Source organism: Treponema paraluiscuniculi Cuniculi A, from assembly GCF_000217655.1.
Classification (GTDB): Bacteria; Spirochaetota; Spirochaetia; order Treponematales; family Treponemataceae; genus Treponema; species Treponema pallidum.
The window spans coordinates 1,000,722-1,022,264 of sequence record NC_015714.1; the positions used below are offsets into that span (position 1 = coordinate 1,000,722).

Annotated in this window: 17 protein-coding genes and 2 tRNA genes; 6 read left to right on the forward strand and 13 right to left on the reverse strand. The window is 52.6% G+C overall.

What is annotated here, in order from left to right; translation table 11 throughout:
- Positions 1-26: 26 nt before the first annotated feature.
- A tRNA-Thr gene (locus TPCCA_RS04530) sits at positions 27-99 on the reverse strand.
- A gap of 192 nt (positions 100-291) precedes the next feature.
- Between TPCCA_RS04530 and TPCCA_RS04535 the strand changes: the two genes are divergently transcribed.
- Complete coding sequence (locus TPCCA_RS04535; RefSeq protein ID WP_010882368.1) at positions 292-732, forward strand: flavodoxin; 441 nt, start codon at positions 292-294, stop codon at positions 730-732.
- A 150-nt stretch (positions 733-882) separates the two neighbouring features.
- On the opposite strand, the gene lepB is transcribed toward TPCCA_RS04535, so the two are convergent.
- The gene (lepB, locus tag TPCCA_RS04540; protein WP_320341457.1) at positions 883-2,421 is read right to left on the reverse strand and encodes a signal peptidase I; all 1,539 of its coding nucleotides are present in this window, start codon (positions 2,419-2,421) and stop codon (positions 883-885) included.
- 92 nt (positions 2,422-2,513) lie between these two features.
- Here lepB and TPCCA_RS05680 point away from each other — a divergent pair, with 92 nt between their 5' ends.
- From TPCCA_RS05680 to TPCCA_RS04555, 3 genes are all read left to right on the forward strand, one after another.
- A complete protein-coding gene (locus TPCCA_RS05680) occupies positions 2,514-3,104 on the forward strand; it encodes a hypothetical protein (RefSeq protein WP_245522119.1) in 591 nt (196 codons plus the stop codon).
- 852 nt (positions 3,105-3,956) lie between these two features.
- The gene (locus tag TPCCA_RS05755; protein ID WP_193386047.1) at positions 3,957-4,727 is read left to right on the forward strand and encodes a hypothetical protein; all 771 of its coding nucleotides are present in this window, start codon (positions 3,957-3,959) and stop codon (positions 4,725-4,727) included.
- Positions 4,728-4,765: 38 nt separating this feature from the next.
- Complete coding sequence (locus TPCCA_RS04555; protein WP_245522120.1) at positions 4,766-6,472, forward strand: 6-hydroxymethylpterin diphosphokinase MptE-like protein; 1,707 nt, start codon at positions 4,766-4,768, stop codon at positions 6,470-6,472.
- 83 nt (positions 6,473-6,555) lie between these two features.
- Here TPCCA_RS04555 and TPCCA_RS04560 read toward each other — a convergent pair whose 3' ends face one another.
- Positions 6,556-7,986 carry an MGH1-like glycoside hydrolase domain-containing protein gene (locus TPCCA_RS04560; protein ID WP_013945498.1) on the reverse strand — a complete coding sequence of 477 codons (1,431 nt, stop codon included), beginning with the start codon at positions 7,984-7,986 and terminating at the stop codon, positions 6,556-6,558.
- Between the two features lie 111 nt (positions 7,987-8,097).
- Positions 8,098-9,720: a UDP-N-acetylmuramoyl-L-alanyl-D-glutamate--2,6-diaminopimelate ligase gene (locus tag TPCCA_RS04565; protein WP_013945499.1), complete on the reverse strand. Its 1,623-nt coding sequence runs from the start codon at positions 9,718-9,720 to the stop codon at positions 8,098-8,100.
- A 135-nt stretch (positions 9,721-9,855) separates the two neighbouring features.
- On the opposite strand from TPCCA_RS04565, the gene TPCCA_RS04570 reads away from it, so the two are divergent.
- The gene (locus tag TPCCA_RS04570) at positions 9,856-11,079 is read left to right on the forward strand and encodes a dicarboxylate/amino acid:cation symporter (RefSeq protein WP_013945500.1); all 1,224 of its coding nucleotides are present in this window, start codon (positions 9,856-9,858) and stop codon (positions 11,077-11,079) included.
- On the opposite strand, the gene TPCCA_RS04575 is transcribed toward TPCCA_RS04570, so the two are convergent.
- Positions 11,072-12,010 (reverse strand): alpha/beta hydrolase, encoded by a 939-nt coding sequence (locus TPCCA_RS04575; protein WP_041610012.1) that lies wholly within the window; start codon positions 12,008-12,010, stop codon positions 11,072-11,074. The two genes, TPCCA_RS04570 and TPCCA_RS04575, sit on opposite strands and share 8 nt — an antisense overlap.
- 110 nt (positions 12,011-12,120) lie before the next feature.
- Here TPCCA_RS04575 and TPCCA_RS04580 point away from each other — a divergent pair.
- A tRNA-Val gene (locus TPCCA_RS04580) sits at positions 12,121-12,194 on the forward strand.
- 9 nt (positions 12,195-12,203) lie between these two features.
- Here the strand turns inward: TPCCA_RS04580 and TPCCA_RS04585 are convergent.
- From TPCCA_RS04585 to TPCCA_RS04620, 8 genes are all read right to left on the reverse strand, one after another.
- Positions 12,204-13,214 (reverse strand): transporter associated domain-containing protein, encoded by a 1,011-nt coding sequence (locus TPCCA_RS04585; RefSeq protein ID WP_013945502.1) that lies wholly within the window; start codon positions 13,212-13,214, stop codon positions 12,204-12,206.
- 234 nt (positions 13,215-13,448) lie between these two features.
- Complete coding sequence (locus TPCCA_RS04590; RefSeq protein ID WP_013945504.1) at positions 13,449-14,084, reverse strand: metallophosphoesterase family protein; 636 nt, start codon at positions 14,082-14,084, stop codon at positions 13,449-13,451.
- The gene (locus TPCCA_RS04595) at positions 14,081-14,677 is read right to left on the reverse strand and encodes a hypothetical protein (RefSeq protein ID WP_245522122.1); all 597 of its coding nucleotides are present in this window, start codon (positions 14,675-14,677) and stop codon (positions 14,081-14,083) included. The genes TPCCA_RS04590 and TPCCA_RS04595 overlap by 4 nt, the downstream gene beginning before the upstream one ends.
- 298 nt (positions 14,678-14,975) lie before the next feature.
- Entirely contained in the window at positions 14,976-18,530 is a 3,555-nt protein-coding gene (nifJ, locus tag TPCCA_RS04600; RefSeq protein ID WP_013945506.1) for a pyruvate:ferredoxin (flavodoxin) oxidoreductase, read from the reverse strand.
- Positions 18,531-18,723: 193 nt separating this feature from the next.
- Complete coding sequence (locus tag TPCCA_RS04605) at positions 18,724-19,242, reverse strand: hypothetical protein (protein WP_010882384.1); 519 nt, start codon at positions 19,240-19,242, stop codon at positions 18,724-18,726.
- Positions 19,243-19,318: 76 nt separating this feature from the next.
- The gene (locus tag TPCCA_RS04610) at positions 19,319-19,783 is read right to left on the reverse strand and encodes a hypothetical protein (protein ID WP_010882385.1); all 465 of its coding nucleotides are present in this window, start codon (positions 19,781-19,783) and stop codon (positions 19,319-19,321) included.
- A gap of 5 nt (positions 19,784-19,788) precedes the next feature.
- Entirely contained in the window at positions 19,789-20,235 is a 447-nt protein-coding gene (fliS, locus tag TPCCA_RS04615) for a flagellar export chaperone FliS (protein ID WP_010882386.1), read from the reverse strand.
- A 48-nt stretch (positions 20,236-20,283) separates the two neighbouring features.
- Positions 20,284-21,456 carry a hypothetical protein gene (locus tag TPCCA_RS04620; RefSeq protein WP_013945507.1) on the reverse strand — a complete coding sequence of 391 codons (1,173 nt, stop codon included), beginning with the start codon at positions 21,454-21,456 and terminating at the stop codon, positions 20,284-20,286.
- Between the last annotated feature and the right edge of the window lie 87 nt (positions 21,457-21,543).

The following is a 21,543-nucleotide window of genomic DNA, read 5'->3' on the forward strand; positions in this document are numbered from 1 at the left end:
ACAGCGCGGAACTACGCCAAACAGAAAGCCAACTCCCGGGCTCGAACCGGGTACCTGCACGTTACGAGGGTGCTGCTCTGCCAGGTGAGCTAAGTTGGCGCGCAGGCCCCAGTGTACCGGAAAATGTCGGCCCGTCAAGTCTACCGGTGTCCAGGGTGGCACCGGATCCTGCTGTGGCTGCGGTTGACAGCAACAGAGCTTTCCCCTACCCTTGCGCGGGCAGGGTGCGCGTGTCGTGGCTGCACTATTTTGCGAGTGCACCCACTGCGTGACGTTCCCGAGGAGGAGTTTGTGGCAAAAGTTGCTGTCATTTTTTGGAGTGGCACTGGGCACACTGAAACGATGGCTCGCTGCATCGTAGAGGGTTTGAATGTCGGTGGTGCAAAAGCTGACCTTTTTAGCGTCATGGACTTCGACGTTGGTACTTTTGATTCCTATGACCGCTTCGCCTTTGGCTGCTCTGCAGCTGGTTCTGAGGAGCTAGAGTCAAGCGAGTTTGAACCCTTCTTTACCTCTATTGAGGGAAGGTTATCGGGGAAAAAAGTTGCGCTTTTCGGATCCTATGAGTGGGCTGGAGAAGGGGAAGGCGGCGAATGGATGGTCAACTGGGTCGAGCGTTGTAAGGCGGCTGGCGCTGATGTCTTCGAGGGGAAGGGGGAGATCGCGTACGACGATCCCAGTGAAGAAGCCCAGGCAAGCTGTAAAGCATTCGGCGAGCGCTTCGCACGATAAGGGGATGTCTTTCCTGAGCCCTTGTAAGCGAGGGCTCTTCCCTGCCCCGCTTGTTGTGTAACGGGACCTGTCTGAGGGTACGGGCTTTCTGCCTGCTGCGCGCCTGGGCGGGTTCCGCCTTTCTTAGCTTTCTCTCCGCTCCCCCTAAGCCTATTGTGGGGTGCCTATGCGGGAGGGCGGCCAGAATCGGAACGACGCCACACCGAGGATGTGGCTATCGGGAATGTACTTGGGCGCAACATTGGAGCTAAAGAAAATAGGGAACGGGTCATGCGCGTCGATTGCCTCGAGGTGTTCGGTGTACGCGTGGCGCATATCAGTAGAGTTCAATCGGTTGTCTCCCATCATGAAGTAGTTGTGTTCTGGAAGGTACTGCTCGGCGCCAGCGGGGAATTCGTCCATGTTGAATCCACGCGCCGCACCCAGGAAAAAGATGTACCGGGCCGCGTCCTGCAAAAGTGTAGTGAGCGTTTCGTCCTGCCCAGCCTCCGACGTTCGGTGTGCTGTCACCTGGAGGCCTTTTACCACTAGCTGGGCGAACGTGTACTTCACCAACGCGTTCAGCTGCGCAAATCTTATCTGGTAGAGCGAGAGGCCTGCGCGGTGCAGGGACGGACCTCCCTGTCCCGTGTCCAAGCTATACGTTCCTTGCCCCCAAAATGGGATCCAGCTTTGCACAAAGTGAGCGAAGTGGGCGAACCCCTGGGAGGTGTCGCGGATATGCGTGGCAACGTCTGCAACGGTGGCGAAGAGCTGTGTGATCTCCCGCGCCCCGCGCATTTCTTTTTCAAACAGAGGTAAAGCAGGAATGTCAGATGTGTGCGTTATCGGTTGCGCAACGCCAATGCCCTGTCGGGTGCGTGACGCCGCCCCCGCGTACGCGTGCGCTTGGGCAACCAACGCGCGCGTTTTCTCTGCTAAATCGCGAAAGTCCACCTGGGCGCGCAGGCGCTCTACCAGATGGATGGCGGCGAGCTCCTCAGCGTTAAATATGACCCGTTGAACACGCGCCAAATCGCGTGCAGGCAACGCATTCAAATCCCACGTGGCGTACGTATGGTCTTGTGCGACAGGCTTGAAGTGCGCATCATGCCTGGTCTTCGTATAGAGCACACCGTCAACGAGCATAACTTTTTCCCCTGGCAGAGCAACAATGCGTTTGACGAGAGGATCAGCTTTCGGCGCACCGGTGACAGGATCCACATTAATGTTCTTGCGCGTAAAGGTGAGCATGTACACTAATTGGGCTAAAAAGGCGCGGAGCTTATCCTGCGGAGTGTCAGGGTAATGAGGATTGGAAAAAACGACGATGTCTCCGCGCTTGTAGGTACGCCAGCGTGGCAGACGAAACGAAGAAAGCGGGAACACAGGCCCTGAGGCGGTCTTGAACACGAGGAGTCTATCGCCGACCATAAAGCTGGGAGCCATCGATTCGCTCGGGATAACGTACAACTGGAACGCAAACAAATTTACCAAAAGCATGAAACACGCAGCCTGGGTGAGCGCGTCAACCCATTCGAGTACGACAAAGATTCCTCGCCTCCTTCTCACTGGCATATCCGGCAGCACACTCCGCACGTCTGAAGACGCAGGGGGCGTGTGCACCGAAACCCCACGGGGGAAAAAGAGATGTACGTACTTCCTCCTCAGGCAAGACAACAGCGCACAGACACACAGAGTCAGCACCATCCAACTCATCCCCAAAAGGGAATCTAACCACGGCATCGCCACCGTAGGCGCATACGCGCGGGAGAGGACAAAGCACGCCATCAGCACAAAGGGTGTGTATTCAATGCATTTACGCACGACGCCAAAAGCGCCAGCACGCTGGCGCACCGTTAGCACATACGTTGCGACGCACAGCACACACGAGAATGCCGCTCCTGCAAGAGCAGCAAGCAGCGCAGGAACGCTCAGTTGCTGTACCGGGCACAGAAGGGAAAAAAGCACAGAACCTGCGGCAACTCCCTGCAGCACGATTGACATACCCTACATCCTCCTCCACGCGTCCAAGCCACGCGAGGGAAGCATTATATCCGGTATCAGGGAGGCAAGACAGCGCGTTCTTATTTTTCCGGGATGCAGTGCAAGCGAACACACAAAAGCATAAAATTTCTTACCGAAATACCACAGTCTGCCGAGATCGGGACGGGGGATTTATGCAGCAGTACAGCATCAAAAGCGATCCGGGAGAGACTTCACATTGCTCCATCGTAAGTCAAACAGAGGATGGGTATATCATTCGCATTTGCCGTGACCGAGACGGGTACAAAAAAGTGCACGAAGTGCACATTCACCAATCCCTTTTCGATCTCTGCAGGCGCACAGGCTTTATCACCGCGGTACGTCAGAACACCGACGCAGTTGCTTGATCCTCATGTGATACGGATTACTGGATCTGAGCCGAAGCACCCGCTGCGCGGCGCGGGTGTTGACAGGGGCAGTTCCACTGTGCCACACTTGCGCAGTCCATGAAATCGTTCTACTTCGGCAGGGGGGCGCTTGCCTCGACGGGCGGCTGCGTGGTGTTGGCGGTGGCGGCGCTCATGTTCGTGTTTCTCCCTGCTCTCAGCGGGGGAGGGCACGGCCACGTACGACTCGGTTCCTGGGGAGGGGTCGCGCTCACCAATGCCCCTGATAGTCTTTTTTCCCAGCAGTACTCTGCGCTTGCACAGACTGCGGAGCGCTATGGCTTGTACCCCAAGGACGCTCAGGAACGCGAGGGGATGGATCGTCGTGTCTTACGTGCTGCCTTTCGCGCCGCGGTTGTCCAGCTTGCGGGAACCGAGCAAACAAAGCAAAGCGGCTTTACCCTCAGCGAGGAGCTGCTAGATCGGGAGGTGCTCTCCTTTTACGCTGACGCTGACGGTACTTACTCGCCGCAGCGCTATCAGGGCACCCCTGAACATGTCCGGCTTTCTCAGCGCAAAAAGATGCGCGACTCGCTCCTTTCCGATCAGTACCTTTACCACCTCTTTGGAAAAGAGACAGGACGCGGGGGCCTTAAGCTCAATAGCCGAGAACTGCGCTTTGTTCAGGACATGGCGAAGAAGGAACGTAGCTTCCGTTACGTCGTTTTGGGCGAAGAGCGGTTTCCCGCTGAACGCGTCAGCGCGTACGGGAAAGAGCATGCCCACCTTTTTACCCTGCATCACCTTTCCTTGCTCACCTACTCCTCGGAAGAGGACGCGCGCCGCACGGCACGCGCTCTAGAGAGACGGGAATTGTCTTTTGAAGACGCTGTCGCTACTGGCTCCACCAAAGTTGGTACCGATGCTACCGGAAAAATGACCCACTCCTATCGGAGTGATGTGAACGAATTCTTTCCCGACGCGCAGGACTTGGACACGGTGCTCCGCACGGCGGTGGGAGCCTTGAGTCCCGTAGTGAAGATAGAGCGCGGTTTTGCCGTCGTGCGCACCGACGCTGAACCTAGCGCTCCGGACTTTAGTGACGCAGCAACGCGGGAGCGCGTGTTCGCACACATGGCTCGTGTGGAGCGGGGCACCATCGAACGTTTCCTTGAGGAGGAAGCACATACCTTTTCTACCCGGGCGAAACAGGGTGGATTCACCGCCGCCGCACAGAGCCTTAACTTAGACGTGCATACGAGTCGTTCCTTTCCCATTAATTTCGGAAATGTCGACGTGCTCCCTGCCCTTCCGCGCCAGTCCGACCCCCCGTTAGCGCGGATTGCATATGACGAGAAATTTTTTTCCACCGCGTTCGCCCTTCTCCCCGGGCAGGTGTCTGACCCACTTATTCTTGATAGTTCCGTAGTACTGCTCCAGTTACACGAGGAAAAGTCAGTGGACGAATCAGTGCTCGCTACTACCGGAGACAGCTATGCACATCATGTGCGCACTTGGTACCCGGGCTACCCGCTTGCGCTGCTAAACACGGCAAAGATGCCATGGGCACAGGAATCAGTCGTAGATACTATCCTGGCTCATCCCTCATTTAAGGATACATTTGACAGTATCTTTCGGCGCTAGCCCTGTGCGTGGCGCGGCTGTGAGTGCGTTTCCCTTCTATGGGTACATCTGACGTCGCTGGCGTGCGTGGCGACGTTCCCTCGCTCCCGCCGCGTCTTATCAAGACACAAAACGGCTTCACCGTTCTTTACCGCAACACCTACCTTTACTCAAAGTATCGCGCACAGGATGCGCATGAGCGCGCCGTGGCGCGCTTAGCGGTCAAGCCGCATACCCTTGTACTTTGTTGCGCGCCAGTGCTTGGCCACGGCCTATGTGCGCTTCTTACTCGTATGCCTCCTTCCTCATTTCTCCTCTGTCTTGAATGTGACCTGCAGCTTATGCACCTTTTTATGCAGCACGCTCCGCGCCAGCTTATCACCGCACAGAATGTGTACGTGTTACACACCACACACATCACCCAAGTGCTGCATACCGTGGAACGTCTCACCCGCTTCCCTTTCAAACAGATACTGAAAATTGCGGGATCCGGCGCATATGCGCAGTACCGGGATTTTTATGACGAAAGCGAGCAAAGCATACGCACTCTCATCGACACCTTTTGGATCAATAAGATTACACTCATCCATTCAGGAAGGAATTATGCGCGCAATATATTCTCAAATTATATTACGCAATTACAAAATCCCTCGCACATACACCACCTTGTTCCCCAGAGTATAGACAAACCACTCCTTATCGTAGGTGCCGGTCCTGCGCTGGATGCCTGCCGTTCTTTTTGTGCCCGCATGAAGGACACCATCTTTTTACTTGCCGTAGATGTGGCGTGCAACGCACTGTTACCTGACATTGTCCCAGATGCAGTTGTCTTATTAGAATCACAGTTCTGGATTGAACAAGCATTCATAGGTGCACTCCCGCGCACCGTTGCGCTTTTTGCGGATTTAAGCGCATTTCCCCGTGCGGTGCGTGCAGCGAACGTGCCTACACACTTCTTTTTCACCCCGTACACTCATGCCGCATTTATCAAACGTGCGCAGAATGCGGGCGTCGTGCCGCTTTCCATTCATCCTAGTGGATCAGTAGGACTCGCCGCGTTGCAACTTGCACTCCGATTGAGAAAAAAGGGAGTTCCTATTTTTCACACCGGTTTAAATTTTTCATGGAACAAGGGATTTACCCATGCGAGGGGAAGTGCTCCAGTACAAAGACTGTATCACAGCACAACGCGCCTCCATAGCCTATATCCGGACTGTGCGCTGTTCCCAGAAGGGATACGCTCCCTTAAGGGGAAAAGATACGCGGTACAAAGTATCCCCAACCTTGTGCACTATGCACACGCTTATCGTACCCTCTGCGCTGAGCACCCGCACCTTTACGATCTAGACCAAGAAGGTCTTGCTCTTACCACATCACACACAGTCTCGCACGCACAGGCGTGTGAGATCATCACCCACTGCTGTACGCGCAGACATAGGACGCATGTACCCATTTTGCACACACAAGACGCACAGACATCCTTTGCGTTTTCTCAAAAACCTGCAGAGGACTTTTGTCTACGCGTAAAAGAACTATTGACCACAGAGCGCGCAGCGTTGCTCCAACTCAAGCACATGCTCACCACGGCTACACCTTCTAACCAAGACGTTATCCGCGCGCTCATACGGAGAAGCGACTACCTCTACTTGCATTTTCCCGATGGAGAGCGCGCAGAATATTTAGAATATAATTTCCTCTGCCGTGTACGTGCAGAACTTGATTTCTTTCTTAAGCTCCTCAGCCGCACCCCATCTTCTCTGGACTAAGGGCTAGCAGAACTTTCTCCGCCACTGGAGAAAACGCAGTACGTCGCGCAGCACCCACGCGCCGTAAAACATTTCTTATCGCACTATAACTTATCGACGAGCATTGAGCATTTCCCCGAGGGGATTGGGAGCGTCTTCTTTTTCTGTCCAAGGATGTTGAGGGTAAAATAGTAAAGTTTCTCGCTTTCCATATGGACTTCCCACCCCCGCACACTTTTTGAAGAGAGAATCGTAATGAGATTCCGTTTCAAGCTCAAATTCTCAATGCCCATCACCTCCAGGTTAGGGATAATCCAGTGCACTGTTTTGCGCGGCAAACTGATGGAAAGACCGATAACGTTTTCTATCATAAGCGTGATAGTAGAAAGCGCAGCGTACGCAAGATATTGCCTGCGCGGAAATCCTTCTTTCCCTGGCCATTGTGCAGGACCTTCACGCGTAGGCAGATACGCTTCCCACAGAACCCCACGCTTTGTTTGATCGTTCAATTGCAAAGCATCCAACACATAATAGAGATGACGGATAGAACACTCCCGCGCAAGATCCCAGCGTTGATATCGCTCCAACCCCTTAATCACCACAAAGTTCAAGGGAGGGAATACGCTCCCGCGGTACCCCATCCCCCGCTCATCAAACTCTGCTTCATCTGCAGACAAACTCGGAATCGGATGGTCCAGCCCAAACGTGTGAGGATTCACCAGATGCTCTGCCAAGCGCTCTGCCTTGTCTTCATTCGGTATCTCCCCAAGCATAGGCCAGAAGCCAGCAATAGTCTTATGCGGAAGCTGCTGCCCGGAAGCGTCGAGGTCGTGGTAAAAGCCAGTACTCGCGTTCCACATAAAATTATTAATACGTGTCTTTAGGGTAAAATATACCCGCTTATACTGAAAGCTCAGCTCCTTATCGTTGATAATATCGCCGAGTGCAGAAAGATAAAAAGCGCTCACGGCCAAGGCAGAGTTAAAATCTACCAGATAGGCAGCTTTTTTACGTGGAGAGTTTCCCATCTCCGTAGCAGCAAGAGGAACCCTATAGAGTCCGTTACTCCTTCTAAACTGTGTTTCAATCCACTTCATATAGCGCACCATCACGGGCATGATCTCTTTAATTCGTTTTTTATTTGCAGTTTTATGAAAGAGATTAAACTCTGCCCAGGCAAAAAGAGGCATGCCAATACCCTCAGGATTGGCGCGAGGCAAAACTGGCTCTTTGCTTGCAAGATGATACTTCCAACGAATAGCGCCGGACTCCTCCTGCATTGCATAGAAAAAATCAAGACACTGCGTGATGTCATAGTTCCGGTTCGAATACACGAAGAAAAAGGACGCAAATATGATTTCATGCTGACTGATAATTAATCCGTCTTTTTCTGGAAACACAAAAAACGATTCGCTTGTGTTTTTCTCCCCCGAAGCAGACAGCCAATACTCCTTTATCCAAGCCCACGTGCGATCATAGATGTCAACAAAATCCTGATCATAAAAATGAATCCTGGGAAAGTCTCGCTTATTCACCGCATCTCCTCACACATCACAGGCGACGGAGTGTAGCACATGCAGGGGAAAGTGAGTATCTACCTTTCCACCCTGTAAGCTACGCGATGTGCACACCGGCATCCAGACGAACTAGGATAGTAAGGTGTCAGAGGATAAGCTGGCACGTAATAATTCACGCGCCGTACGTTCTTCATCATACGGTTGCACGGTGTGCGCATAAATAATTGAATGCTCATGCCCCTTACCCAGCAGCAGCACAAGGTCCTGCGCACGCGCAAGAGAGAATATGTGCCGCAGAGCAGCGACACGATCCGGAATCAGAAACAGGGTTTTACCCAATTTCTTGTGCTCACAACCTGCCGCAATCATGCACAGAATACCCATTGGATCCTCTCCTCTCGGATCCTCATCTGTGAGCACAATTACGTGCGCATAACGAGAGGCAATTGCCCCTTGCATTGCACGCTTTTGCGTGTCCCGCTCCCCGGCCGAGCCGAACAATACCAACATGCGCCTCTTACGCGCGCGCACACGCGCTGCAAGCGGTGGCAAAATCTCCTCGAAGGAAGAGGGTGTATGCGCATAGTCAATGAGTACCTCAAAATCCTGTCCCATATCCACACGCTGCATTCTCCCCTGGATTGGCTGGACGTACTGCACGTGCTGTGCAAAAGCCGCAAGCGACGTACCAAGTAATCCATGCAGTACAAGAAAAGACGCTGCTATATTACAAGCATTGAAAGCTCCTTCAAGCGGCACCGATACATCATGTGCTCCGTCCTGTGCTGGTTGTGCAGGTTCCTGAACAGTTGACAACACAAACCTTAATCGCAAGGCCTGAGATATCTGAGGAAGTGTTTGCACCAATAGCAGGGTACACGGCATCCTTTCCAGGCAGGCTGCTGTCCTTTGCTCAGCGCCGGTTCCTCTCTTAAAGAAAAAACAGGGTTTGTGCGTCGCTTCGCGAAAATACACAGCCGATGCGTCTTCCGCCCAGAGTACTCCAAAAGAAGGAACGCGCCGTCCGTCTTTTATGTGATCATGCGCATCTAGCGCACGAAATACATTTGCTTTATCAAAGCGATATTGTTCAAACGAACCATGAAATTCTAAATGTTCATGGCGTACGTTCATACATACTGCCACATCAAATGCAACATCCTGCAAACGTGCCGTACGTGTGGAAAGCCCGTGGGACGACGCTTCAATTACTGCAAATTCACAGCTGTGCTCCCGCATCTCAGCGAGGAGCCGCTGTACTGTTAGCGACTCCGGTGTGGTTTGATGCTCCGCGTTCGGGAGAATATCATCTCCTAACGAATACTCCACGGTAGAGATAAAACCAACTCGTTTACCACATAAACGCAAAAGCTGCGCAATGAAACTAACCGTGCTGCTTTTACCCTCCGTGCCAGTGACCCCGATAACTGTCAAAGCACGCGTAGGAAAATCGTAGAAAGCTGCAGCAGCACTAGAAAGCGCACACCGTGCATCTGGTACACGAGCATAGTACACGCCGACGACATACGTATCTAATGGACAATCATGCACAATTGCGCAGGCGCCGGCATCAATTGCTGCGTGGATGTACTGCGCGCCGTGCGCATGCGTACCACGCAACGCAAAAAAAACCGAACCCTCACGCACTGCGCGTGAATCATACGCTATGGAAGAAACGTCGCACGCACTACCGTGCGTTTCTTGCACAGAACAGGAGGCAAGACAGACAGTAATGGGTTTACGGTACAGCATCGCGGGTCTGATTGTATCTGATTGCACGCCCTCGGGGAACAATCTATTGTCAATGCTTTTTCAAAGAAGATCGCAAACGGTGGGGAAAGGCCATCTCGTTGACAGCCTTTTAGTGATTAACTTACACTCCGCCGCATGAAAATTTGGCTCAAATTTTTTGTCGGCAGTTGCATTGGTGCACTGGTAGCCTACACTATCCCAGAAACGCTCAGCGCGCCGCTCATGCAGACCATTTCAGAATGGGTTGTATCCGCTGGGAGTTACATGCTTTATCCAGTTATTTTTTTTGGATTCAGTGTCAGTATTTTTGAGATGCGTCGAGAACGCCTACTCCTGCGTACTACCCTTATCAGCATAGGTGCATGTGTTGCCACCGCATTTAGCCTTTCTTTGGTAGGACTATTCTCGGTACTCGTGTACCGACCTGCGCGTATTCCCATTTTTGCCACCGGCACGCCGCAGAATCCAGGTTTTCAAATCCGCACCTTTTTTTTGCAATTGTTCCCTGCAAGTAGTTTTGAAGTATTCACAAATGGTGATTATCTTCTCCCTCTCTGCGTATTTGCCAGTTTCGTCGGCGCCGGCTGCGCAGTCGATCGTGTCGCGGCAAAACCCGTACTCGCGCTTTTTGAGTCACTAACGCGCGTCGCACACACCGTGATGGTCTTCTTCGTAGACATGCTGTCTATTGGATTTATTGCACTTTCTGCGCACTGGCTGTTTAGGTTTCGACCACTCCTTTCTACTGGGGTGTTCACTGACCTTGTAATCCTACTGACACTGACAGCAATTTTTATCTGCAGCGTGCTCTATCCTGCCCTTATTAAAATTATGTGCCCTGAAGTCAATCCGTATCGAGTACTGTATGCAGCATTGGCACCAATGAGCACGGCGTTCTTTTCGCAAAACGCGCACGCAACGCTCCCTGTCTTGCTCTATCACGCAGAGGAAAGTATAGGGGTGCAACGCACAACTGCAACGGTGCTGCTCTCTATCTTTTCGATCTTTGGCAGGGCCGGGTCAGCGTGCGCAATCACGATGAGCTTTGCCCTAATATTAAAGTCATATTCCCATCTGGGAATCGGCTTCTTCGATGCGCTGTGGATTATAACTGCTGCATCATTTCTCTCCATTTTCTTAGGACGCTTTCCCACAGGAGGGGTCCTTATTGCGCTTGCGTCAATATGCGCGTGGTACGGACGAGGTTTTGGAAGCGGATACCTTGTCATCCGCCCTGCTGCATTTTTTGTTGGAAGCATTGCCACAACGCTGGATACCCTAAACGCCCTCATCTGCACCGCAATAAGCGCAGAACGAATTGGAACTGTGCGCCACCGCGCGGTGCGTTTCTTTATCTGAGCTCTAGTGATTGCACTGCAATAGCAGGAGACTCCAGCATTTGATGCGCCCACGCCCCCATACGCGCAACCGCTATGTGCGCACACGGCGACACACTTTCCATCGACTGAAACAGGTGCCACATCCCCGGCCACACGTCTAGGGTCACTTGTACCCCCGCCCCTTCAAGCATCTGCGCAAGCGCACATGCGTCTGTGTGGAACAACTCTTGCTCCCCACATTGCACAAACACCGGAGGGAAATCTCCAAAATTCCCAAAAAGGGGGGAAACCAGTGAATTGCGAAAATTATCCGCGTACGTGTACTGCAACGCACAGTAGCGGAACATATCGCGCGTCAACAGGAGTTCTTTCTTCTTAACTCCCTCCCCTGCAAACCGATCCTCAGTTAAATCAACCCAAGGAGAAATAAGCGCCAAAGCGCGCGGACACACCAGCCCCTTCTGTTTTAAATAGTGCGTCAGTGCAAGCATCAACCCTGCACCTGCTCCATCCCCACTGAAGATAATATCTTCAGGACGAAATTTCTTCTGATCAATAAGTGCTACATACGCATCATACATATTTTCTAGTGCAGCAGGAAAAGGATGCTCGGGCGCAAGCTGATATGCAGGAATATAAAACTTCGCGCCGACTTCATCCGCTAAAGACGCACAGAGCGCACGAGAAGCCATAGGAGAACCACTTATAAAAAATCCACCATGTGCGTACAACACTGCATGGCCAACCATTAGGAACCGCGGGCTCAACACATCTGTTTCGATATTAGCCAATACCTCACAGGAAACATCCACCCCATTGGGCACATACGGCACATAAAAAAAGTCATCATACCCCGCACGCAAAGCAGAAACCGATGTACGCGGGGTAAAGCGCATCTTCTTAAACAGTTTTTTCGCCATTCGGTGCACGTGAGCGCGCGAAGGTCCCATGCGTTTATCGTAACACAAAGAAACTGGTTCTGTCAGGCAACTGCTTCACGCCCATAAGAGCGCTTGACACGTCCGGCGCATTCCCGTTACGCTCGGCCCCGGTTTCGTTAGGGCAATTAGCTCAGCTGGTTAGAGTACAAGCATGACACGCTTGGGGTCACTGGTTCGATCCCAGTATTGCCCAGGAGTTCCTCTATTTCAGACCTGGCCCATTTTTTCTGTTTTTGGCAAAGCGGGGGGACGATAGCGGGTCGCCCGTCTCTTTTCCCCCTCCCTTTGAGGAGACCTCCCCGCTCTTAGAGGGGACGGGGTGCTCCCGCTCAACCAGGAGCCGATCGATGCGCCTGCCGTCCATTTTCAAGATGGTAAATCGGCATCCGTTTGCATTTAACTGTCCTTTTACACGCGGGATTCGATTGCGTATGCTCAGCACATAACCGGCGATCGTGTGTACACCCGTGTGTGGCCGCGTCGTCCGCGCCAGAACCCCGAGACGATACATTTCGTTTAAATTCATCCATCCGCTAACGATCCAGCTACCGTCAGGGTTCTGAAAACAATCCTCACTATTGATCCCATCGGCACGCGCATACTCCTGAACGCAACGCATAATCAACTCATCACGCGTTACCATTCCCTCAATCCCTCCGTACTCGTCAATTACAAACGCCATCTGAGCCTGCATCTGTTGAAAAAGATGCAACAGCTTACGCACACTTATTACCTCAGGTACAAAAATCGGCTGCTGCACTATACGCGCTACCACCGGATCTGCGATCCACACCCCCTGTCCTTTTGCATGAGCGTGCCGCCGACCCTCCATGTGAACATGCAATGCGCTTGCAACAGACTCTTGCTCATCCTGCTCACGAGAGGCTCCCGCGCTCCGTTCCATTTCAAGACATACGCGCACATACCGTTGCACAGAAAAATAGCCCACGACTGCGTCGATCGTACGAGCACACACAGGAAAATAGTTGTAATCGTCATGCTGCGAGATCATCGAGAAAATATGAGAAGGGAGTGCGCGCGCCTCGACCCATACAATATCGGTACGGTGCACCATGTAGCTTCCAATTCCCTGATCGAAACACACAGCATAATCAGCGTACGACATCTGCAGCATAGAGGCGCGTGCGCGTTGCCGCTGCCAGCTTTTCCCCATAAGCAAAGAAAAAATATTCGCTGCCCAATCCCACTTCATACGCTAGCCCACAAACCCAATTGTAATAAAAATTTCATACGGCTGCGACTCACACTTCTCCACCTCGCACCAAACGCTATTTTAAAAGGCGCGCTGCCTTTCAAAAGGAGAGTGCAGCGAGCACAAAGCAGCCGACCACGCGTTTTGGATACCCGTGTGAACCTCGCATGCAACGCACTGCCGGGTGAGACATATGCAACCAACTCTTCGTTATTTTCAAGAACTACCTACAGTTTACACGCGTGGCACCGTTTCCTCAAAAAGATATCTATGCCCCTGCCGCCGCGTCCGGTAGAACACCGTGCGTGTGTGTGCGCTATTCATTACGTGCAACAGAGCAAATCCTGCGTGCGAGTTTCCTCGCGCATGCTCGAGACTACCCGGATTGATTATAAGCACGCGGCTACTTACACACGCCCTTTGCACGTGGGTATGTCCATGCACCGCAATACTACAACACGCCTGCAGTGCTTGGGAAACGAGCACACTATCGTTCACATTCACCGAATGGGTGTGACCGTGCGCTAGAAAGAGCGTAACATCTGCCACCTGGATACGTCCACATAAGGGTATGTGCGAAGCACGATCACAATTTCCTGCAACCATAAAAATAACACCTGGAATACGCTCCCTCAGCACACGATTACGTCGTCCCCTTTGGCAGAGATACAACACATCCCCAATCCCGTCTCCTGCAAAAAGAAGGGCATCTGCACAAGAACCAAACTGATCTACCACCGCGGTCAAGGCCTCCGCGCTGCCGTGCGTATCGGAAACCAGCAACAAACACGCACAAGACAGCATATGCAATGAGGCAATCGACTCCCGACCCCCTATCACTCCCGGTGCAGTCATCTCAAGCGTATTCACATTCTATCCCTTTCGTGTACGCTCCTTCCCGGACCGCCACCATACGAACGCACAAATCTGAACGTTTCTACCCGTTTTGACAGCAACACATGATTGTAGGCACGCACACCCGTCTCCGGGTCTACGTAGCATTCCATAGCGTAGTCGGAGGAAAAAACACCCTGTTCCCGAAGGGTATCAGTGACATTCGCAAATGCCCCTCTGAACTCCTGCAGAGGACTTGCATGTGCTCGACGCGCGACACCCCTTCTGCGCACGATTTCACATGCTGCACGCAGGAGCGACTGGAGCTCCGCTTCTGTATTTGAAACCTCCGCCACTCCTTCTAGAGAATCTTCTTTTACCTGGAAATCCACGAGAATATCGCTACCTGCTTGCATAGGAAGCACCTCTTCCTCAGGCAAAAGAGAAACGATAAGCGTTTGCGCACGCTCGCGTTTCACCGTGAGCAAGTACTTACCACCTCCTACAGGCAATCCCAAACTGACAACCGCATCAGGCCGCATTTCATGCACGGCCTCGAGCACAACCTTCATGCGCGGCAAGGCCGAGAGGCGCGTCAAATCCCCGTACTCCACCACTCGCGCGCGCATGCGCCAGGCCTCGCACACCCGCTCGACGCAATCGACAAGATGAACGCGACCTGAGTACTTTTTTCCAAAAACGAACAGGACCTTCTGCTGAGAGGAAGGAGAGACCGGTACCCCCCCAGACCTCTCCGTACTCTCCCGAACGCACGAACACGCCCCGAGAGAACACCAACACACGCACAAGAGACGCGCAAACTGTCCTGCACGGGCGCCCCTCCAACCCCTGCAGAACTTCATTCAGCACACGGGGAGACGCTGAGCGCTCTCCTCGCCCACGAAAGACACCGTGCGCGCCCGGTCCCTAGAACGGACGGTCCGCAAGGTACTTGTACTCTTGCCACTGTCTCCGCGCCTTCTCTTCTGCGCGCTTGAGCAGCATTTCAGCTCGCTCGGGATTTGCATTCTTAAGCGTCTTGAACCGAACTTCTTTGTACATGAAATCCGCAAGCTTAAAATCAGGTTCCTTACTGTCAAGCTGAAATGGATTTTTTCCCTCCGCAATGCGACGGGGATCGTAGCGGTACAACGGCCACAAACCACACGCGACGGCCTCTTTCTGATTAATCATGCCCTTGGACATATCAATCCCGTGGCTAATACAGTGGCTGTAGGCGACAATAAGCGATGGACCATCATAACTTTCAGCCTCTCTAAACGCCTTGACCACTTGACTCATGTTCGCTCCCATCGCGACACGTGCCACGTACACATACCCGTAGCTCATGGCCATCAAACCAATATCCTTTTTACTGATCTCCTTCCCCGCCGCGGCAAACTTTGCGACGGCCCCGATAGGTGTGGCCTTCGACATCTGACCACCGGTGTTGGAATACACCTCCGTATCCATAACAAGGACGGTAATATTGCGCCCAGAGGCCAACACGTGATCTAGACCACCGTAGCCAATATCATAGGCCCAGCCGTCTCCCCCGAAAATCCACACCGAGCGTTTGATAAGGTGGTCAACGAGAGAAAGCATTTCCTTTGCAAGGGGTTCAGTACTCTCACTGAGCACTTTCTTAAGCTGATTAACGTAGGCACGCTGCTCTTCCACTGCAACATCGTCCGCCTGCTGGTTAGAAAAAATACTCGCAAACAGATCAGCCGCCACCCCTTTTTCCTGCAACTTGCGTCCAACCTCGCGGGCATACTCTGCAAGTTTGTCACTAGTCACGCGCATTCCGAAGCCAAACTCTGCTGCGTCTTCGAAAAGAGAATTTGACCAAGCGGGGCCGCGACCATCAGGACGCGTCGTATAGGGGGTTGTAGGCAAATTTCCCCCATATATCGAAGAACATCCGGTTGCATTCGCGATAATGGCGCGATCCCCAACAATCTGCGTCATCAAGCGGATGTAGGGGGTCTCCCCGCAGCCTGGACAGGCACCAGAGAACTCAAAAAGAGGTCTTTTCATGGACGCCCCTTTTGGCAGACTCAAATTGAGCTTCTTCGCCTCAGGATCGGGCAGTTTAACAAAGAAGGCCCAGTTCTCAGACTCCACCGCACGGTGCTCGGAAAAACTTTCCATGTTGATAGCCTTACGCGTAGGATCAGCCTTATTTTTTGCCGGACATTGCTGCACGCACAGGCCACAACCTGTGCAGTCCTCTGGGGAAACCTGAATCGTAAACTTCGCCTCCCCAAATTCCTTGCCTTTGTAGTCACAGGAAGCAAACTTAGAAGGCGCATGCTCGAGCTCCTTACCATCGTACGCTTTCATGCGGATAACTGCGTGAGGACACACCATAGCGCACTGACCACACTGGATACAAACAGACGGATCCCAAATGGGTATAGTCTCGGCTATACAGCGCTTCTCGTACTGCGTGGTACCAGTAGGATAGGTACCATCCTCTGGTAGTGCACTCACCCCAAGACTATCCCCCTGATTGAGCGCAATAGTACCTAACACGCTTTGCACAAACTCCGGAGCATCGGAACTCATCGCAGGACGACGCGTCACCAAACTACCGGCAACTCCCGGATACTCCACCAATCCCACCCCAGCGAGCGCCATATCGATAGTGGTGATGTTCCTCTGTACAACCTCCCCACCCTTTTTGCCGTAGGTCTTCTGTATAAATTTCTTAATCAGGTCAATCGCCTCAGCTTCCGGCAAGATACCAAAAATTTTGAAAAAAGCCGTTTGCATCACCACATTGATACGTGTGCCCATTCCCGCCTTCTGAGCGATAGAAATCGCATCGATGACGTAAAACTTCACCTCCTTTTCAATGATCTGACGCTGGACTTCTATGGGTATGTGATGCCACACCTCATGCTCACTGTACGGCGCATTCAGCAAAAAGGTCCCTCCACGCTTGAGCGTTTTGAGCATGTCAAAGGTTTCAAGGTACGTAAACTTATGACACGCTACAAAATCCGCCTGCGTAATGAGGTAGGGCTTACGGATCTTCTGCTTTCCAAAACGCAAATGAGAAATAGTAAAACCACCAGACTTCTTGCTATCGTAGGCAAAGTAAGCCTGCGCGTTATTATCCGTCGCCTCACCAATAATCTTAATTGAATTTTTATTCGCGCCCACTGTACCGTCCGAGCCCAGACCATAGAACACCGCCTGACACACATCTTGATCATCAAGCTGAAAGTTCGGATCAAAGTCTACGCTGCTGAACGTAACATCATCCTCTATACCGACCGAGAAGTTCGGGATCTTCTTCCCACCGAGGTTATCAAACACTCCTTTGGCCATCGCGGGCGTAAACTCCTTAGAACCCAGGCCATAGCGACCACCGAGCACGAGAGGGTAATGCGTAAACGGACACTTCTTCTGGCTCTGCATCTGGCCGATAGCGGTGCGCACATCCTCATAGAGAGGTTCGCCCAGAGAACCTGGCTCTTTCGTTCGATCGAGCACTGCAATCGCCTGCACCGTTTTGGGCAATGCATTGACAAAACACTCTGCGCTGAACGGGCGATACAAGCGCACCTTGACTAGACCACACTTTCCTCCCTGAGCATTGAGCACATCAACTGTCTCTTCAACGGCCTCAGAGCCGGAGCCAATCATGACAATCACCTTCTCTGCATCGGGTGCACCGTAGTAATCGAAAAGACGGTACTGGCGTCCGGTAAGCGCCGCGTAGCGGTCCATAGCTTTTTGGACAATGGAGGGCGCAACCGCATAGTACCTATTCACTGATTCGCGGACCTGAAAATACACATCAGGATTCTGTGCTGTGCCGCGGACCACTGGCTTTTCGGGAGTCAGTCCACGCATGCGGTGCGCATGGACAAGTTCGTCGTCGATCATAGCACGCATGACGTCATAAGAGACTTCTTCAATTTTCTGAATCTCATGAGAAGTCCTAAAACCGTCAAAAAAATGAACAAAAGGCACGCGCGCCTCGAGCGTCGCAGCATGAGCAATAACTGCGGTGTCCATGGCCTCCTGAACACTGTTGGAAGCAAGGAGCGCCCAACCTGTCTGGCGGCACGCCATCACGTCTTGATGATCACCAAAGATAGAAAGAGAACTTGTGGCGACAGCGCGCGCAGCAACGTGAAAAACAGCGCTCGTAAGCTCCCCTGCGATCTTATACATATTCGGGATCATAAGCAGCAATCCCTGAGAAGCAGTAAAAGTAGAAGAGAGCGCCCCCGTCGTCAGTGCGCCATGAACAGCCCCCGAAGCGCCTGCCTCAGACTGAAGTTCTACAACGGTGGGAACGGTACCCCAGATATTTGTGCGCCCCCGTGCGGAATATTCGTCTGCGATTTCTCCCATAGGACTGGAGGGAGTGATAGGGAAGATAGCAATGACCTCACTAAGCGCGTGAGCAACGTGCCCCACTGCGGTGTTACCATCTATCATGACGAGGTTCTTCTCAGACATACGACCGTCCTCTCTCTATAAAGTATCAGGGCAACCGGGTGCAGGGAAACACGCTCCATATCCGCCTCGATCTCCCCGTGTCCCGGCTATAGTAGCACACCCCGCCTGAATGTGCATCGGCTGCACGCGGGACTCACGCTTTTTTCAAAAAACAAGCATCACTTCTCCCTGTTCAGAAAAAAAGAACACGCGCTTACTCCCCAGACAGCACACGTTCAAAAAGCACATCAAGTTCTCGCTCTGAATAGCGACGACACGCAAGAAAACTCTCCTTCACCGCCGCTGCCGTCTGTTCATCCAAGCTCAGACTTTTTGTATCCCGCAGATAGAGGACGAAATCTTCAAAAACCGAAAGCGGCAACCACGGAAATGCCACCTCAAAAATGCCATACCAGTGACCATACGCGCGCGCTTCTACAGACGCAAAAGCCACCCCTTGCTCTTTTAGTGACCCACGCATGTCCGGATGCACGGTGAATACCTTTTGGTTCAAGAGATCACAGTACTCCTGATCCGAAAAAAGCTTACCAGTTCTCCGGATAAGCCCCATCTTTTCAACCGCAGACACATCTGCAAGGACAGAAGCAGTAACAAAGTTCAACCCCTGATCCTGTACCTCATAGAGCACATACCGCGCGCGTTGCGCACGCTCCACACTCTGCTTTAACTCACCTTTTTCCAAAAGGGGACGCAAAATAACAGCGGGTTCCACAGCGCATTGTCACACAACCGACTGGAAAAATCCAGCTTGCCGCACCTCCTTCCCTGAGATGGTCTGGCAAAAGCGTTTATAAACTCAGATCAATTACCGTCCCTGAGTCCTCCCCGTCCTCATAGCTCACCAGCCCACGCGCCGCACGAAATTCATCGAGCTGCTGGCGCAAATCGCTGACCTGCGCACGGAGGAGGGCTCGGTTTTTTTCATTCTGCGCATATACCTGCTCCTGTACTCGAGACAGATCACACCGTAACTGCGCAAGCTCCTGCACACCAGACGCCTGCTGCAGACACAGCTGTTCCATCGGAGCCAACGCCTTTTGCACACGCTGAACATCTCCAAGCAACGCTTCTTCAAGTTCCACATGACGCAACACCGTCTCTGCGTCCTGCGCCTCAATGGCTACCTGTTGCTGCTGCAACACCACCAAATACTGCGCAAACTTTTCCCGCTGCTCCTGCAGCAGTGCCTTCAAGCGCTTGAGAGTCGCAACCCGACGCGCTACCTCTTCGTCCGATACCCGCGCACCGTCCATGCACCCTACCCCGCAAGGTTCACGTTATATGAAGCAGGCGACGCAGAAGTAACGGAGGATGCAGGACTCCTGACAATTTGAAACCACGCCTCGCGCAACTGCCTCATCATATCGCGCACGGTCACCAATTCATCAGCCCGCTTCTGGATATTCGCGTGAAACAGCTGCTGGTTGAAATACGCGTAAATAGAAAGCAAGTTCTGCGCTATCTTCTCCCCTGCTTCCATGTCCAACGACACGGAAAGCTCCGTAATTATCTCTTGCGCTTTCAAAATATGACGGTGCACCCGCTCAATATCAGAGGCGGGAATCTTTTGCACGTCCATAAGCTCAATCGCACACCCCAACTGCTTAATCCCTTCGTCGTACAACAGCAAAATAAGCTCACCCTGACTCGCCGTCTTCACATCCACCTGTCGATACGCACTCAGCGCGGGATCCTCATACGCCATAGCAGCCTCCATCGTAGCAAAACAATAGCGCCAATATCGACCACAACACTAACCCGCCTTAAGTACCGCCGCAGCCCCCTGCCTATCCCCTGATACCGTGCCAGACTGGGAGTGTACACTCTGAAAAACACTCCGCGCCTTTAAATACAGGATATCCCCCCGCATCTGCACCTTCCCCAGCACCCGAATTGGTTTTTGCGGGTCTACGGAAACCACAAAATTACAAAATACCGGCACAATCCCCTCAAGCTTTGTCAGTCGGTCATACCCAACAAGCAGATTAAAACTCACACTCCGCTCCGTCCGTTTGACGTTCGCCGCCATCCCTTGCCACACCACCCAGCAATCCAGGTATAGCCCCTTTTGCTCACGCACCTGCACATATGGATAATTATCTTCGTCGGGAAACGTATCAAAGGTCGGAAGCGCAAAATAGTCCATGAGCATACGTGCCCGGCGTTTAATCGAATGCGACGCATTGGAGGCAAGCAGCTTATTTATTTCCACCTGTGCTGCATTGTCCTTGAACGTCTGAAAGTATTTTTGCGCATTGGCGTACGACTGCAAAACATCCTGCTTACTCAGCGTATACCGGTATGAACCGCTGCCTTCAAGCGGCCGTGCGTACTCCTCCTTCGTGAGCGTTAAAAACGATACGTCTGCACGCGAAGTCCGCGCAGTCCCCCTCCACAAACCTGAGTGCCACACACGCAATCCTGCTACACCCAACGCGCCGACTAACAGGGTACACAGGCATCCCACCCCTACCGCGCACACTACAGATCGGCGCCGATATTCGGCAACCCCAGGGCGTGGATACAAAGCCTTAACCTTTCCACTTTGAATAAAACCAGCAAGCGACTCAGGCGTATGGTGCGCTTTCAGCACGTTCAGACCCTTCTGAGCAAGCCGATGTTTGGGATCCGCATCGAGCACCGCGATATAACGTTCAACCGCACGGTTCGTATCACGCCGCTTGAGTGCCAGCGCTGCCTCCGCACACAACAGCGTCGGATGCGACATCTTAATCTGCCGCGCGCGACCCAAATACGAAACCGCACCGGTTACTATTCCCTCATGCAAACACGCAAGCCCCAGGTATAAATGAAAGACAAAGGATTCGTGATAATCCAACACGCAAGGCTCAAGCAGTTTGATCACCTCGCCATACTTTTCCTGCGCAAACTTCCTCTTCGCTCGATCCAGTACTGACAACGCCATAAGTGCTCTGCTTTACAAACATTACCATAACTTGCACGAACAACCACTGTCGCGTGCAAGCACCACGCAGCAAAAACTAACCCCTAT

Bases quoted from the DNA above. Each gene is read 5' to 3' on its own strand.
- lepB (WP_320341457.1), bottom strand. From the start codon at position 2,421: ATGGTGCTGACTCTGTGTGTCTGTGCGCTGTTGTCTTGCCTGAGGAGG.
- TPCCA_RS04555 (WP_245522120.1), top strand. From the start codon at position 4,766: ATGGGTACATCTGACGTCGCTGGCGTGCGTGGCGACGTTCCCTCGCTC.
- TPCCA_RS04565 (WP_013945499.1), bottom strand. From the start codon at position 9,720: ATGCTGTACCGTAAACCCATTACTGTCTGTCTTGCCTCCTGTTCTGTG.
- TPCCA_RS04570 (WP_013945500.1), top strand. From the start codon at position 9,856: ATGAAAATTTGGCTCAAATTTTTTGTCGGCAGTTGCATTGGTGCACTG.
- TPCCA_RS04575 (WP_041610012.1), bottom strand. From the start codon at position 12,010: ATGGGACCTTCGCGCGCTCACGTGCACCGAATGGCGAAAAAACTGTTT.
- TPCCA_RS04585 (WP_013945502.1), bottom strand. From the start codon at position 13,214: ATGAAGTGGGATTGGGCAGCGAATATTTTTTCTTTGCTTATGGGGAAA.
- TPCCA_RS04595 (WP_245522122.1), bottom strand. From the start codon at position 14,677: ATGCGCGCGCGAGTGGTGGAGTACGGGGATTTGACGCGCCTCTCGGCC.
- nifJ (WP_013945506.1), bottom strand. From the start codon at position 18,530: ATGTCTGAGAAGAACCTCGTCATGATAGATGGTAACACCGCAGTGGGG.
- TPCCA_RS04610 (WP_010882385.1), bottom strand. From the start codon at position 19,783: ATGGACGGTGCGCGGGTATCGGACGAAGAGGTAGCGCGTCGGGTTGCG.
- fliS (WP_010882386.1), bottom strand. From the start codon at position 20,235: ATGGCGTATGAGGATCCCGCGCTGAGTGCGTATCGACAGGTGGATGTG.
- TPCCA_RS04620 (WP_013945507.1), bottom strand. From the start codon at position 21,456: ATGGCGTTGTCAGTACTGGATCGAGCGAAGAGGAAGTTTGCGCAGGAA.